Source organism: Sanguibacter gelidistatuariae (assembly GCF_900096585.1).
In the GTDB taxonomy this organism is placed as follows: domain Bacteria; phylum Actinomycetota; class Actinomycetes; order Actinomycetales; family Cellulomonadaceae; genus Sanguibacter; species Sanguibacter gelidistatuariae.
Genome location: NZ_FMYH01000003.1, coordinates 207,049 through 220,456 on the forward strand (window position 1 = coordinate 207,049; position 13,408 = coordinate 220,456).

At 68.9% G+C, this 13,408-nt stretch carries 16 protein-coding genes, 1 tRNA gene and 1 pseudogene; 8 read left to right on the forward strand and 10 right to left on the reverse strand.

The window, feature by feature from the left end:
- Positions 1–44: 44 nt before the first annotated feature.
- From BLQ50_RS08675 to rnhA, 4 genes are all read right to left on the reverse strand, one after another.
- On the reverse strand, positions 45–851 hold the full coding sequence (locus tag BLQ50_RS08675; protein WP_093182914.1) for an isocitrate lyase/PEP mutase family protein: 807 nt from the start codon (positions 849–851) through the stop codon (positions 45–47).
- Positions 852–932: 81 nt separating this feature from the next.
- Complete coding sequence (locus BLQ50_RS08680) at positions 933–2,444, reverse strand: class I adenylate-forming enzyme family protein (protein ID WP_093182916.1); 1,512 nt, start codon at positions 2,442–2,444, stop codon at positions 933–935.
- Between the two features lie 3 nt (positions 2,445–2,447).
- Entirely contained in the window at positions 2,448–3,116 is a 669-nt protein-coding gene (locus BLQ50_RS08685; protein ID WP_093182917.1) for a class I SAM-dependent methyltransferase, read from the reverse strand.
- A complete protein-coding gene (rnhA, locus tag BLQ50_RS08690; RefSeq protein WP_093182919.1) occupies positions 3,113–3,601 on the reverse strand; it encodes a ribonuclease HI in 489 nt (162 codons plus the stop codon). The genes BLQ50_RS08685 and rnhA overlap by 4 nt, the downstream gene beginning before the upstream one ends.
- Before the next feature lie 67 nt (positions 3,602–3,668).
- Between rnhA and BLQ50_RS08695 the strand changes: the two genes are divergently transcribed.
- Both BLQ50_RS08695 and BLQ50_RS08700 read left to right on the forward strand, forming a co-directional pair.
- Positions 3,669–3,741: transfer RNA gene (locus BLQ50_RS08695), tRNA-Arg, on the forward strand.
- A gap of 102 nt (positions 3,742–3,843) precedes the next feature.
- Positions 3,844–5,250 carry a CoA transferase gene (locus BLQ50_RS08700; protein WP_217629142.1) on the forward strand — a complete coding sequence of 469 codons (1,407 nt, stop codon included), beginning with the start codon at positions 3,844–3,846 and terminating at the stop codon, positions 5,248–5,250.
- A gap of 38 nt (positions 5,251–5,288) precedes the next feature.
- Here BLQ50_RS08700 and BLQ50_RS08705 read toward each other — a convergent pair whose 3' ends face one another.
- On the reverse strand, positions 5,289–5,576 hold the full coding sequence (locus BLQ50_RS08705; protein WP_093182920.1) for a DUF2277 domain-containing protein: 288 nt from the start codon (positions 5,574–5,576) through the stop codon (positions 5,289–5,291).
- A 149-nt stretch (positions 5,577–5,725) separates the two neighbouring features.
- Between BLQ50_RS08705 and BLQ50_RS08710 the strand changes: the two genes are divergently transcribed.
- The 5 genes from BLQ50_RS08710 to BLQ50_RS08730 all read left to right on the forward strand — a co-directional run bounded on the left by BLQ50_RS08710 (position 5,726) and on the right by BLQ50_RS08730 (position 9,253).
- A complete protein-coding gene (locus BLQ50_RS08710) occupies positions 5,726–6,088 on the forward strand; it encodes a PadR family transcriptional regulator (protein ID WP_093182921.1) in 363 nt (120 codons plus the stop codon).
- A gap of 2 nt (positions 6,089–6,090) precedes the next feature.
- Complete coding sequence (locus BLQ50_RS08715) at positions 6,091–6,456, forward strand: DUF1048 domain-containing protein (RefSeq protein ID WP_093182922.1); 366 nt, start codon at positions 6,091–6,093, stop codon at positions 6,454–6,456.
- Positions 6,457–6,481: 25 nt separating this feature from the next.
- Positions 6,482–7,309 carry an ABC transporter ATP-binding protein gene (locus BLQ50_RS08720; protein ID WP_093182923.1) on the forward strand — a complete coding sequence of 276 codons (828 nt, stop codon included), beginning with the start codon at positions 6,482–6,484 and terminating at the stop codon, positions 7,307–7,309.
- 9 nt (positions 7,310–7,318) lie between these two features.
- Positions 7,319–8,080: an ABC transporter permease gene (locus tag BLQ50_RS08725; protein ID WP_093182925.1), complete on the forward strand. Its 762-nt coding sequence runs from the start codon at positions 7,319–7,321 to the stop codon at positions 8,078–8,080.
- 255 nt (positions 8,081–8,335) lie between these two features.
- On the forward strand, positions 8,336–9,253 hold the full coding sequence (locus tag BLQ50_RS08730; RefSeq protein ID WP_093182927.1) for a phosphatase PAP2 family protein: 918 nt from the start codon (positions 8,336–8,338) through the stop codon (positions 9,251–9,253).
- A gap of 4 nt (positions 9,254–9,257) precedes the next feature.
- On the opposite strand, the gene BLQ50_RS08735 is transcribed toward BLQ50_RS08730, so the two are convergent.
- On the reverse strand, positions 9,258–9,854 hold the full coding sequence (locus BLQ50_RS08735) for a helix-turn-helix domain-containing protein (RefSeq protein WP_093182928.1): 597 nt from the start codon (positions 9,852–9,854) through the stop codon (positions 9,258–9,260).
- Positions 9,855–9,983: 129 nt separating this feature from the next.
- On the opposite strand from BLQ50_RS08735, the gene BLQ50_RS08740 reads away from it, so the two are divergent.
- On the forward strand, positions 9,984–10,973 hold the full coding sequence (locus BLQ50_RS08740; RefSeq protein ID WP_093182930.1) for an NAD(P)/FAD-dependent oxidoreductase: 990 nt from the start codon (positions 9,984–9,986) through the stop codon (positions 10,971–10,973).
- Between the two features lie 364 nt (positions 10,974–11,337).
- On the opposite strand, the gene BLQ50_RS08750 is transcribed toward BLQ50_RS08740, so the two are convergent.
- The 4 genes and pseudogenes from BLQ50_RS08750 to BLQ50_RS19340 form a co-directional block, all read right to left on the reverse strand.
- A complete protein-coding gene (locus BLQ50_RS08750) occupies positions 11,338–11,679 on the reverse strand; it encodes a DUF1634 domain-containing protein (RefSeq protein ID WP_093182933.1) in 342 nt (113 codons plus the stop codon).
- Positions 11,676–12,521: a sulfite exporter TauE/SafE family protein gene (locus tag BLQ50_RS08755; RefSeq protein ID WP_093182934.1), complete on the reverse strand. Its 846-nt coding sequence runs from the start codon at positions 12,519–12,521 to the stop codon at positions 11,676–11,678. Before BLQ50_RS08755 ends, BLQ50_RS08750 begins: the two co-directional genes overlap by 4 nt.
- Positions 12,518–13,045, reverse strand: a complete 528-nt coding sequence (locus BLQ50_RS08760; protein WP_245701029.1) for a GntR family transcriptional regulator — start codon at positions 13,043–13,045, stop codon at positions 12,518–12,520. Before BLQ50_RS08760 ends, BLQ50_RS08755 begins: the two co-directional genes overlap by 4 nt.
- A 15-nt stretch (positions 13,046–13,060) precedes the next feature.
- Positions 13,061–13,255, reverse strand: a pseudogene (locus BLQ50_RS19340) (GntR family transcriptional regulator); the annotation flags it as partial.
- Positions 13,256–13,408: the final 153 nt, after the last annotated feature.

Here is a 13,408-nt window from a genome sequence, read left to right on the forward strand (position 1 = left end):
ACCTCGAGGACACGACCATCACGTTGGCTGCGGATCGAGACTCCTCAGCCGGCGAGCAGGGCGTTGAGGTCGGGCAGGTCCTTGAACCGTGAGAACGTCCCCTGATCCGCGATCTCCGTAGCGGCCCTGAGGAATCCGTCCCATGCGGTGCGCGCGAGCGTGCCGCCCACGCTGATCCGCCGCACGCCAAGCTGCGCCGCCTCCGCGACTGTGGTGAACGGGGCGTTGATCAGCAGGTTCACCGGCTTGGGTGAGACCGCCGACACGATCGCCGCGACGTGTTCGAGCTTGTCGATCCACGGTGCATATAGGCAGTCGGCGCCGGCGTCGGCGTACGCGCATAGCCGGCGAATCGTCTCATCGATGTCAGGGCGCCCAACAACGAAGCCTTCGGAACGTGCCGTGAGCAGGATGCCCGTGCCACTCTCGTCGATCGCTCGTCGCGCGGCAGCGATGCGCTCCACGGCCAGGTCAAACGGGAACAGGGGATCGGAGGTGACCCCCGAAGCATCCTCGATCGATAGCCCGGCGATGCCCGTGTCCGCGGCCATCGTCACGTTCGCGGCGACGCCAGCAGGCTCGACCGCGTAGCCGCCTTCGAAGTCAGCGTTGACCGGCACCGTCACCGCGCTGACGACACGACGGAGATGGTCGAGCACTTCGTCACGGGTGACGTGGGCGTCTGCTCGGCCCAAGGTCCAGGCCAGTCCGGCACTCGTCGTGGCCAACGCCTTGAACCCCAGCTGTTCCAATGCCCGCGCGCTGCCCGCGTCCCACGGATTTGCCATGACGAAGCACCCCGAAGAATGCAGTCGCTCAAATTCGGCAGTCTTGTCGCCGCGCCTGTCCATGCCACACCTCGTCTGGGCCGAGTATTCGACTCTACGCCGATCCCAGGGGCGGCGTTCGGCCGAGAAATCACGGCTGCAGATCTATGACAGGCTGTGCGAACGGGCTGGCCGGTACGCCGGGTTCTGTTCCGCCAGATCCGCCTGCACGACGGCGCGCGCCGGCTTCCCGGTGCCCGTCACCGGGAGCGCGTCGGCACTGAACCAGCGCCGTGGGCGCTGGGCGGGACTGAGCCGGTCCCGGCAGGACCGGTCGAGAGTCTCCAGGTCCAGATCCGCACCGTCCCGACCGACGACGACCGCCGTGACGACCTGCCCCAGGCGCGGGTGCGGGGTCCCCAGCACCACGACGTCGCGTACCCCCGGGACTGTGCGCAGGACGGCTTCAACATCCTCGGGCACGACCGTCGCGGCGCCGACAGTGATCGCGCCGGTGCCGCGGCCGCGCAGGAGGAGACGAGAGGAAGGATCCCTGGGGTGGCCGGCGTCGCTTGTGGTCAGCTCGGCGAGGTCACCGACGCTGGCCCAGCGGTCGGCGGTGCGCAGCGGACCACGCGCCCCGGCGAGGTAACCGTGGGCGATCCAGGGCGAACGCACCCACACCTCGCCCAAGCCTGAGGTTGTCCTCGTGCCCGTGCCGTCTGTGCCGCCCACGGGACGGGCGGGTGTGAGGGACAAGCCGGTGCTCGGGTCGCGGATCTCGATCTCCACGCCGGGGAACGGGCGTAGCCCGTCACCGTCCGGATCGATGGCCACGAAGGAGAGCTCGGTCGCGCCGTAGTAGGCGACGACCGAGATGCCGTGGGCCGCGGCGCGCTCGCGGGCGCCAGGTGGCAGGGCGGCGCCGCCCACGACTGCCATCCGCAGTCGCGACGCCGGGGGAGTCGGGGACGCGAGGGCGTCCAGGACGACCCCCAGGGCGGCCGGGACGAGGTGGACCACGTCGCAGGCGCCGAGTTCACCCAGGTCGCCGAGCGCGGCCGCGACGCTTGGGGCGAGACGGACGGTCGCGCCCACGGCGAAGGCGTGCACCGCTCCGAAGCAGAACAACGAGGTGGACAGTGGGCCGGGGATGAGGACGGTGTCGGCCGCGGTGATGGTCGTGAGGTTGGACGTGGCGTCGAAAGACCGGGTCCACGATCCGCGGCTGCGCACGACGGCGCGCGGCCGCCCGGTGCTGCCGGACGTGAACCCGCCCCAGGCGAGGTCGTCGTCGCTGACCGGAACAGGCTCGTCGGCGGAGCCGTCGGCCGGCGGGGTTGTTGACCTCGTCAACGCCGTCAGGTGGTGGTCGGGTCCGGTTGCCGCGAGGATCTCGGCGCGCTGAGCGGGAGTCCAGGTGCCGTCGCACATGAGCGCCACGGCCCCGGCGAGATCGACGGCGAGCAGCGCGACGAGGGCGTCGACGGCGCCCCCGGCGAGGTCGATCGCGACGACCTGACCCGGGAGCACGCCGTCGTGCATGAGGGCGGCGGACTCAGTCAGCGCGCGAGCGGCGAGCTCCGCATAGGTGAGGGGAGGGGCGTCGCCGGCGAGGACCGCCACGCGGTCGGGTGCGGTGGCGGCGTGGGCGAGGACCTGCCGGGCGACGGGCACGGGTCAGGCGGGCGCGACCGCGATCAGCACCGAGTCGGTGACCTCACCCATCTGGTCGGGCTCCCCGCCATGGATCTTCCCGAGCCGGGTCCGGCGCTCCGCGGTGAACTGCCACGACGGCGGCACGTAGGCCGCGAGCAGCTCGGGGGTGAAGAGCATCTCGGCGTGCGGGCGCTGGGCGAGGGCCTTGGCGTCGGCGGCGTCGTGCCCGACGAGGAGCAGCGTGCCGCCCGGGGCGACGGCCGCGACCAGGCGGGGGTACACGGCGTCGCGCAGGTCGATGGGCAGGTGGAAGAAGTACGCCGAGACGAGGTCGAAGGTGCCGGGAGGCGGCGTCCACTCGGCGAGGTCGCGGCGTTCGAGGGTGACCACGGCGGGATTGGAGAGCGTGTTGACGTGCGTCTGCGCGCGGGCCAGGGCGACCGCGGAGATGTCGACGCCGGTGACGGTCCAGCCGTGGGTGGCCAGCCATACGGTGTCGGCGCCCTCCCCGCAGCCGACGTCGAGGGCGCGGCCCGGGGTGAGGGTCGCGGTGACGTCCTGCAGCCACGGGTTGACGTTGCCGCTCCAGACGATCTGGCGCTCGCTGTAGCGCTCGTCCCAGGCGGCCGCGTCCCAGCGGGGCTCGGCGGCGTCGTTGTGGGAGTGGTCGTGGGAGTGCGGGCCGGTCATCGCCGGGCCGCCGCTCGGACCTCGTCGACGCCGCGGTTTGCGAGCTCGTCGGCCTTCTCGTTGCCGACGTCTCCCGAATGGCCCTTGACCCACTTCCAGGTGATCGTGTGCCGGGCGACCTGCTCGTCGAGGGCCTGCCACAGCTCGACGTTCTTGACCGGCTTCTTGTCCGCGGTCTTCCAGCCGTTGCGCTTCCACCCAGCGATCCACTTGGACATGCCGTTCATGACGTAGGTGGAGTCGACGTGCAGGGTGACCACGCAGGAGCGGTTGAGCGCTCGCAGCGCCTCGATGACGGCCGTGAGCTCCATCTTGTTGTTCGTGGTCAGCGGGTCGCCGCCGAAGAGCTCACGCTCGTGCCCGTTGGACTTGAGCCACGCACCCCAGCCGCCGACCCCGGGATTGCCCTTGCAGGCACCGTCGGTCCAGATCTCCACGGGGGAGCCGGTGGGCAGGGCATCTGAGGGGGGAGTCTGCAACGTCATGGCAGCCATCATCCCAGGCGCGGGCGGACGCGTGCCCGCAGGGCGACGTGTCGCATAGAATCTCCGTGCCCCCGTAGCTCAGTGGATAGAGCAAGAGCCTTCTAATCTCTAGGTCGCAGGTTCGAGTCCTGTCGGGGGCACGTCGTGTCTGAAGTTCCACCATGCAGCCAAGCAGATCGTGCTAGGGCCTCGGACTCTTGCGTTGCGGTGGCTCGGGCTGGTGACCGGGTGTGGGCGCCGTGATGACCCTCACCGGAGAGAGCGAGACGACGATGACCGCACCGAGCCACAAGGAACCATCGACGATCGACCGGATGCTCGACGAGATCGTCGGCAACGACAGATCGGTCGAGGTGGCCGTCACGGGTCGAGGCAGCCTACCGTCGGTGTTCGGCGTCAGCGACCTCGCGACGGCATCCGTCGCCGCGGCCGGGGTCGCCGTCAGCGAGCTCCTCGCCCTCGATGGCGCGGCGCCGCGCCCGGTCAGGGTGGACCGTCGGCTCGCGTCGATGTGGTTCGCCTCGTCCCTGCGTCCCGACGGGTGGGAGCCCCCGCCCCCGTGGGACGCGGTCGCCGGCGACTACCGGGCGACCGACGGGTGGATTCGCCTGCACACCAACGCGCCCGCCCATCGCGAGGCAGCGCTGGCTGTGCTGGATGTTCCAGCGGACCGTGGCCGGGTCGCCGCAGCCGTGGCGACGTGGCAGGTGGATCGGCTCGAGACGGTGGTCGTCGCGGCCGGCGGGTGCGCGGCCGCGATGCACACCCTCGACGAGTGGGAAGCCGGCGAACCCGGTCGCAGCGTCGCCACGGAACCCCTCATCGCTTGGGAAGACACCGGCCCCGCCCCGGCGGCGTCGTGGTCGCTCGACCCGGCACGACCGCTGGCGGGCGTGCGGGTGCTGGACCTGACCCGGGTGCTCGCCGGTCCCGTGGCGACTCGGTTCCTCGCGCAGCTCGGCGCGGACGTGCTGCGCATCGACCCGCCGTGGTGGGAGGAGCCGGGCGTCGTGCCCGACGTGATCCTCGGCAAACGGTCCGCACGGCTCGATCTGCGCGAACCCGCCGACCGCGACCGCCTCCTCGAGCTCCTCGCCGGTGCCGACATGCTGGTGCACGGTTACCGCCCAGGCGCCCTCGACGGCCGGGGTCTCGGTGAGGCGGCGCGTCGGGATGTCCGCCCGGGCTTGATCGAGGTGAGTCTTGACGCATACGGGTGGACGGGGCCGTGGGCAAGCCGGCGCGGGTTCGACAGTCTTGTGCAGATGAGCACAGGGATCGCCGAGGCGGGTATGCGGCTGCTTGGGCGCGACAAGCCCACGCCGCTGCCAGTGCAGGCCCTCGACCACGCCACCGGCTACCTCATGGCTCACGCTGCAATCCGGGCACTCGCCGGACGACTGCGCACCGGCAGGGGCAGCAGCGCCGCGCTCTCCCTCGCGCGCACCGCCGGACTGCTCACCCAGAACGGCACCTCGGAACTGGGGCCACCGATTCGCTCCGAGGACGAGCACGACATCGCGCGAGCCTTCGAGCACACCAGCTGGGGCCCCGCCCGCAGGCTCCGGGCACCGGTGGCGATCGACGGTGTCGACTTCCGCGCGCACCTGCCCGCGCGCGACCTCGGTAGCGATACTGCCGCGTGGTAGCGAACACGCGGGAGACACATGTCAGCTCGGCGCAACGCTCACGACGATGCCGTCCGTGAGAGTTCCATGCGGTGCTCGTGGCGCTGCCGTCCCTTGAGGGCCTCGACCTCGCGGCTCCTCGGTGGTGCGTGCGTCACGAGATCGTCAAGCAGGCGACGAGTCGCGAGCGCGATCTCGTCGACCGCGCGATCGAAGGCCTCGGCGTTGGCCCGAGACGGGCGCGTCGAGCCGCTGACCTTCCGGACGAACTGCAGGGCTGCCTCGCGAACCTCGTCGTCGGTCGTCGGCGGGTCGAAGTTGTGAAGCGCCCGAATGTTTCGGCACATACAGCGACTGTAATCCGTTCGGGCGAACCCGGGCAGGGGTGACGAGGAAGGACGCTCGAGGTGATCAACGCCGGGCCCTTCCCACCGGCGGTACTCGGCGTTACTATGTACTGGTAGTCAATAACGCTAGGTAGGTCGAAGGGGAGCCGATGAGCAAGCAGATGACCGAGATGCTCAAGGGCACGTTGGAGGGCATCGTCCTCGCTGTCCTGGCCACGCGGTCCGCCTACGGCTACGAGATCACCGCGCGGCTGCGCGACGAGGGGTTCTCCGACATCGCCGAGGGCACCGTCTACGCCCTGCTCGTGCGAATCGAGCAGCGCGGCCTCGTCGACGTGGAGAAGGTCCCGTCCGAGAAGGGGCCGCCGCGCAAGGTCTATTCCCTCAACGCGCAGGGGAGTGCGTACCTCGAGGAGTTCTGGACGAACTGGAACTTCCTCGCGACCCGCATCGACCACCTCCACCAGCAGATCAACCACCCGCAGAGCGACAACCAGAGCGAAGGAGAGTAGTCATGGCCGCAGGATGGATCGAGCAGATCACAGGATCGTTCGAGGACAAGAAGCGCTGGCGTCAGTACAAGGCCCGCAAGGAACAGCTTCCCGCGAGCTACCGGACCGCGATCGACGGGATCGAGCGCTACTTCATGTACGCCGGGGCGATCGCCAAGGGTGATGTCCTGGTCCAGATGCTCGACGACCTCGCAGACCTCATCGAGCGTGCGGCCGTCGACGGCACCCCGATCCGCGACATCGTCGGAGACGACCCGGTCGAGTTCGCAGACACCTTCATCGCGAACTACTCCGACGGCCAGTGGATCAACAAGGAGCGCAAGCGCCTGACCGACGCCATCGACCAGGCCGCCGGCGACGAGGCGTGAGATCGCCGAGAACGGAGACCGTGACATGACCACCGACAGGGCCCTGGAACCCGCGATCCGGGTGCAGGGCATGGAGAAGTCGTACAAGGAACTTCAGGTGCTGCGCGGCGTCGACTTCGACGTCGCGCCGGGCACCATCTTCGCCCTGCTCGGCTCGAACGGGGCGGGCAAGACCACGATCGTGAAGATCCTCTCCACGCTGCTCAAGGCCGACGCGGGAACAGCGAGCGTCAACGGCTTCGACGTCGCCACGCAGCCCGCGGACGTGCGGGAGTCCATCAGCCTCACCGGACAGTTCGCGGCCGTCGACGAGATCCTCAGCGGGCGCGAGAACCTCGTGCTCATCGCCCGGCTACGCCACCTCAAGGACCCGCGCGCGATCGCGAACGAGCTCCTCGATCAATTCGCGCTGACCGATGCGGCCGCGCGGAAGGTGTCGACGTACTCGGGAGGCATGCGCCGCCGCCTTGACATCGCGATGAGCCTCATCGGGAACCCGCAAGTGATCTTCCTCGACGAGCCGACGACCGGGCTCGACCCCCAGGCGCGCATCGAGGTGTGGAACACCGTCAAGGACCTCGCCTCCCACGGCACGACGGTGCTGCTCACGACGCAGTACCTCGACGAGGCCGAACAGCTCGCCGACCGGATCGCGATCCTCCACGAGGGTCGGATCATCGTCGACGGCACCCTCGCCGAGCTCAAGCACCTGCTCCCGCCCGCCACGGTCGAGTACGTCGAGAAGCAGCCGACCCTCGAAGACGTCTTCCTTGCCGTTATCGGTGACGACGGCAAGGGTGGCAACGCCGGCAATGGCCCGAGCGCTGGCAGCAGCATCGGCACGGAAGGGTAGGGACCCACGATGAGCACGCGATTCTTCGGCGACACCGCCGTCCTGCTGGGACGATCCCTGCGCCACATCACACGCAGCCTGGACACCATCATCACGACCACGATCATGCCGATCGCCTTCATGCTGCTGTTCGTGTACGTGTTCGGCGGCGCGATCAGCACAGGGTCGGACGCATATGTGAACTACCTGCTGCCCGGAATCTTGATCATCACGATCGCCACGGGCGTCTCCTACACAGCGTTCCGCCTCTTCCTGGACATGCAGAGCGGCATCTTCGAGCGATTCCAGTCCATGCCGATCGCGCGGTCGTCCGTGCTGTGGGCGCACGTGCTGACCTCGCTGGTCGCCAACCTCATCTCGATCGTCGTTGTCGTGGGCGTCGCGCTCCTCATGGGGTTCCGCTCGGGGGCGGGTGCCGCCGAGTGGCTCGCGGTCGCCGGCATCCTCATACTGTTCACTCTGGCGTTGACATGGATCGCGGTCATCGCCGGGCTCTCCGCGAAGTCCGCGGACGGCGCGAGCGCGTTCTCCTACCCGCTCGTCTTCCTGCCGTTCATCAGCTCGGCCTTCGTGCCCACGGACACCATGCCCGGCCCTGTGCGCGCCTTCGCCGAGAACCAGCCGGTGACGTCCATCGTCGATGCGATCCGCGACCTGCTTGCACAGCGGCCTGTCGGCAGCGACATCTGGGTCGCCCTCGCCTGGTGCGTCGGCATTCTCGTCGTCGCGTATCTCTTCGCCATGGCGGCCTACCGTCGCAAGATCTCCTAGTCGAGCGTCGAGCGTCGAGCTGGGCTGGCGGGCGTCGACAGTCGCGGAGGCCAGCGTTAGGGCTGACAGCTACGAGACGCTCCCGTGCACACGACGTGGTTCCTGGTACCTGGAAGTTGAGGGTTATGATGCGGATGCAGGCGGATATCGCCGCTGGTGGGCCGATTGGCGCCGCCAGATGGCAGGACGCTGGCACCGGGGTCGCCCGGAAGACACCAGTAGCGAAGGTCTTGATCGATCTATGACGTATCACCTATGACCATTGAGCAGACACTCGAGACCGCCGACGCTCCAGTGGACGCGCTCCGTGCTCGGTGGTGGCAACGGATCCCTGGACTGCGAGGCATCCGGGAGATCGCGATGCTCGCACTGGTGTATTTCGCCTACAGCATGGTGCGGCTCATGGCGGACGGGTCGCTCGCCCCCGCCGTCGGGGTCGCGCACACGCTGCTGAGGATCGAGCGAGTCCTGGGCATCGACGTGGAGGAGGGATTCAACCAGATTGTCGCCAGCTCTCAGCTGCTGAGTCTCGGCTCGTCGTTCTGGTACGCATCGGCGCACTTCGTCGTCACCGCCGCGGTCCTGCTGGCGCTCTACCTCCGTCGCCCCGGCTACTACGCCCACCTGCGGTTCATCCTCGTCCTGGCCACCGTGTTCGCGCTGGTCATCTACCTGGCGGTGCCCACCGCCCCGCCGCGTCTGGCGGGAGCGCCGTACATCGATGTGCTGGCCCAGACCGCCGACCACGGCTGGTGGGGTGCGCAGGTGTCGGTGCCCGGTGGGTGGGGATCGCACACCAACGAGCTCGCCGCGCTGCCGTCCATGCACGCGGGATGGTCGATATGGGTAGCCCTGGTGGCCCTGTGGGTGCCGTGCCGCAGGGTCTGGAAGGTCGCGGCCGTCGCCTACGCGCTCACCACGGCAGCGGTCGTCATCGGAACCGCCAACCACTGGACGATCGACGTTCTGGCTGGATGGGCCGTCGTGCTTCTGGCGGCCGCGGTGCTCCGGTCGCGTCGGACGCGTGCGGGGGACACAGCCGGGGCTGAAGACGCGATGCGCCTCCTCGAGACCGGACCCGACGCGCTGGTCGAGACGGAACCGGAGGCAGGGGTCGAGGTAGGCGTCCGCCCGGTCGCACGCAGAGAAGTCTCGCCCCGCCCCGTGCGCTAGCAGGTCACCTGGTCGTGCGCGCCCGCACGTGCATCCGCTGGCCCTGCGGGCCGAAGAGGCTGAGGAACTCCACGCTGCGGGCGTCGGCTCGGCCGAACCAGTGCGGCGTCCGAGTATCGAACTCGGCGGCCTCGCCCGCGGGCAGCACGAGGTCGTGCTCGCCGAGCACGAGGCGCAGCCGACCGCGGATCACGTAGATCCACTCGTAGCCCTCGTGGACCTGCTGGGAGACGACCGGTTCGGTTGTGCCCGCGGGCACGAGGTGCTTGAACACCTGCAGGCCGCCTGCGCCGCGGCTGAGCGGCAGGATCGTCATGCCGTGATGGAAGATGGGCCGGATGTGGATCCGGGGATCCCCGGTGGCAGGGGCTCCGACGAGCTCGTCGAGCGGCACGCCGTGCGCCTTGGCGAGCGGGAGCAGCAGCTCGAGGTTGGGCCGGCGCTGGCCTGACTCGAGGCGGGAGAGCGTGCTCACCGAGATCCCCGTGGTTGCAGACAGCGCGGCGAGGGTCAGGTTGCGGGTCGCGCGCAGGGCGCGCAGCCGTGGTCCGACCGCGGCGAGCACGTCGTCTGTGTCGTTCGTCGTGGATGTGTCTGACATGAATCAAGTTTGCCACTTCGGCAAGACTCCTTGCTGTCCGACGCCGGGGCGGCGCACCCTGGGTGTAGCGCCATCCGGCCGAGCCCAACCCGGTTCAGCCACACCGCCAGCCCGCACCAGGAGCCCACCATGAACCGGCCGTCTCACCAGTCTCAGACCTCAGCGCCCCAGCCTCCCGGCGCGACCTACGACGTCGTCGTCGTCGGAGGCGGTGCAGCGGGCCTGAGCGCCGCCGTCGCGCTCGGCCGCGCGCGCCGCTCGGTCCTTGTCATCGACGCGGGCCAGCAGCGCAACCTGCCCGCCGCCGGCGTGCACAACTTCCTCACCCGCGACGGCATGAGCCCCGCCGAGCTCGCCCGGGTCGGCCGGGACGAGGTGCTCAGTTACGGCGGGACGGTCCTGACCGCGAGCGTGCGGTCCGTCACCGCCATCGGTGGGGCCTTCGACGTCGTGGCCGACGATGGCACCCGGGTCCGCGCCCGGCGCCTGCTCCTGGCCACCGGCCTCGTCGACGAGCTCCCCGACGTGCCCGGCCTGCGCGAACGCTGGGGCATCGACGTGCTGCACTGCCCGTACTGCCACGGCTGGGAGGTCCGCGACCAGATGATCGGCGTTCTGGCGAGCGGCCCGATGGCCGTCCACCAGGCGCTGTTGTTCCGCCAGTGGAGCGAGCACGTCACGCTCTTCCTCAACGGCCGCCCCGAGCCCACCGAGGAGGAGGCCGAACAGCTCGCCGCGCGCGGCGTGGCTGTCGTTCCCGGCGCGGTCGCCGGCCTCGAGGTGCGCGACGACGTGCTCGCGGCCGTGCTGCTCACTCACGGTCCGCGCCACGCAGTCCAGGCCCTCGTCGTCGGCCCGACGTTCACCGCACGGACCGAGCTGGCCGCCGCGCTCGGGGTCGCCACGACCGCGCACCCGATGGGCGCGGGGACCTACGTCGTCACCGACGAGACGGGCCTGACGTCTGTGCCCGGTGTCTGGGCGGCCGGGAACGTCAGTGACCTCATGGCGCAGGTCGTGACGTCGGCCGCACGCGGGCTCATGGTCGGCGCCGCGATCAACACCGACCTCATGAACGAGGAGCTGCGCCTGGCCGTGGAGGCCTACCGTGGCCGGTGACGGGGGCATCCGTGTCGGCCGCCCGGGCGCTCTGACGATGGTGCGCGCGTTCCACGACGCATCGGGCGACGACGTAGGGCCCCTGCCATCGCGATGACCCGTGCCCACGCGCCACTGGGAGCAGGAGCAGGAGCTCGAGGTTGGGTCGACGCTGCCCGCACTCGAGGCGGGAGAGCATGCTCACGGAGATGCCGCCGTCGTCGCGTTCGTACCTGCCGGTGCGCCCCTTCCGACGACGACCTCGCCCAGGTGGTGGTCTGCACGGCCGCAGCAGCCAACGAAGCAGGAAGCAACGGATCACTTGGTTTCTGCGAACGGTGCCACGTGAGGCGCAGGTCACCAACCGGATCGGCTTCGATCTCGGCTAGGGGATGCTCCCTGACTCAACCCCCTCGGACTGCAGCATGGCCCCGGCCGCAGCTCCGGTGAGGACAAGGATGAGGACCGAGACGGTGATGATTGCGAAACGTTTGTCACCCTGTCGTACGAAGTGGCCAGCCATCATCGTGAGCCTGATGACGGGCAGGAGAACGAGGAGGCTGCAGCCGGCGGTCAGGAGGATCTGGTGCGCAAGGACTGCGCCGGTATACAGGGCGATCGTGCCGGCGGTGAGCAGCAGTGCGGCAATCGCCGTTCCGACACGCAACAGAGTGGCGATCCGACCGGCCAGCGGCTGGTCGTCTGCGATGGGGGTGTGTCGGGTCATGGGGATGCTCCCCAGCTCAGGCCGAAGGCGTTCGCGGTCATGGGTACCGCGAGTGCGAGGAGCACGATCGTGAACACGACGCGGAGCGAGGCCCCAGCCACGCGTACGAGGATCTTCGCGCCGAGGATCGATCCGGCGAGAGACCCGAGCACGACGGGTCCAGACAAGTTGAGATCGAGGGTGCCCGACATCAGGTAGGCCGCAGCTGTCCCGCATGCCGTGACACTGATCATCAGATTCGCGGTGGCTGAGGATGCTTTGATCGGTAGTTTCATGGCTGCGTCCATGGCAGGGATCTTGAGCACCCCGCTCCCGATGCCCAGGAGCGCCGAGAGGGCTCCGGCGCCGAACATGAACGTCACTCCTAACGGGAGGTGTGACACCCGGTAGGAGACTGCGCTCCCGTCATGATCCGTGAATGCCCCGTCCAGGCTCCGGTGGCGGGACTTCCGCAGTGCAGGGTCCGGGACCTGGTCACGCCGGCCGGCGATCATCTGGACTGCCGAGACCAACAGAACCACCGCGAAGATTCCATACAGGATCGAGCTCGGCACCGCCCCGATCATGAGTATTCCGATCACAGCGCCGAGCGTGGTGGCCACTTCCAGGACGACGGCCAGGCGCAGATTCGTCAACCCCGAGGACAGGAGATGTGGCGCACTGGCACACGAACAAGCAATGACTGACACCAGGCTGACGGCGACCGCAGTCGGAAATGGAACCTGAGCGACCAGGGTGAGCAGCGGGACGACAAAGATTCCCCCAGCCATGCCGAGAGCGCTCCCCAGAGCGCCCGCACCCAGAGCGCCGAAGAACAATACGGTGAATAGTGCGATGGTCACCGGTCGCCCACATCGGCTCCGGGGCGGGGCAGGCGGGTGGTGAATGTGATCGAGTCGCCACGGTAGTGCAGCACCTCGTAGTCGACCGCCTTCTGCCCGGTCGTGAACGATGTCCGCTCGATGCGGAAGATCGCGCTTCCCTCCGCAACTGCCAACGCATCCGCGACCGCAGCATCGGCGGTACTGGCCTGCAGTGCATAGGTCGCCTCGACGAGCGGCGTGCCGTGGCGTGCTTCCAGCAGCATGAAGATCGGTTCGTTCTCCAGATCGTCCTGGGCGATGAGGCGTCCCAGCTCGAGTGGCAGGTAGGTCCGATCGAACGACACCGGGTGACCCGCAGCAAGGCGTACGCGTTCGATGTAGGTGACCATCGCCCCGAGGGGTAGATCCAGTGCGGCGCGAACCTCAGACGAGGCAGTCACCTCCTCGATCCGGAGCACACGTGCGTGCGTGTGCAATCCATGCGCGTCCATGTCCTCGACGAAGCCGGTCAGCGCGGTGAGAGGTTGGGTGAATGTCGGCATGGCAACGAAGCTGCCTCGGCCACGTCTCGTGACCACGAGGTTGCGGGCGGTGAGGTTCTGGACTGCTCGTCGCACGGTGATCCGACTGACTCCGAACTCGCTGATCAGCTCGTCTTCGGTCGGCAGTCGATCACCAGGATGGAGGTCGACCCCGAGTCGGGCGAGGAGGGCGGTCTCCACCTGTGCGTACAACGGAGCATCTGACGTCATGCCGCCAGGCTACATTATGTTGTTATAATAACTCGTGCTCGAGGCGCGGGGACGATCGGGTCACCCCTCCCGTGCGTGCCCGCACGTGCGCGGCGGGGAAGGTCGGACAGCTGTCTCCGGTCGCCGCCGGCCGCAGCTGAGACCGCCCGCGCC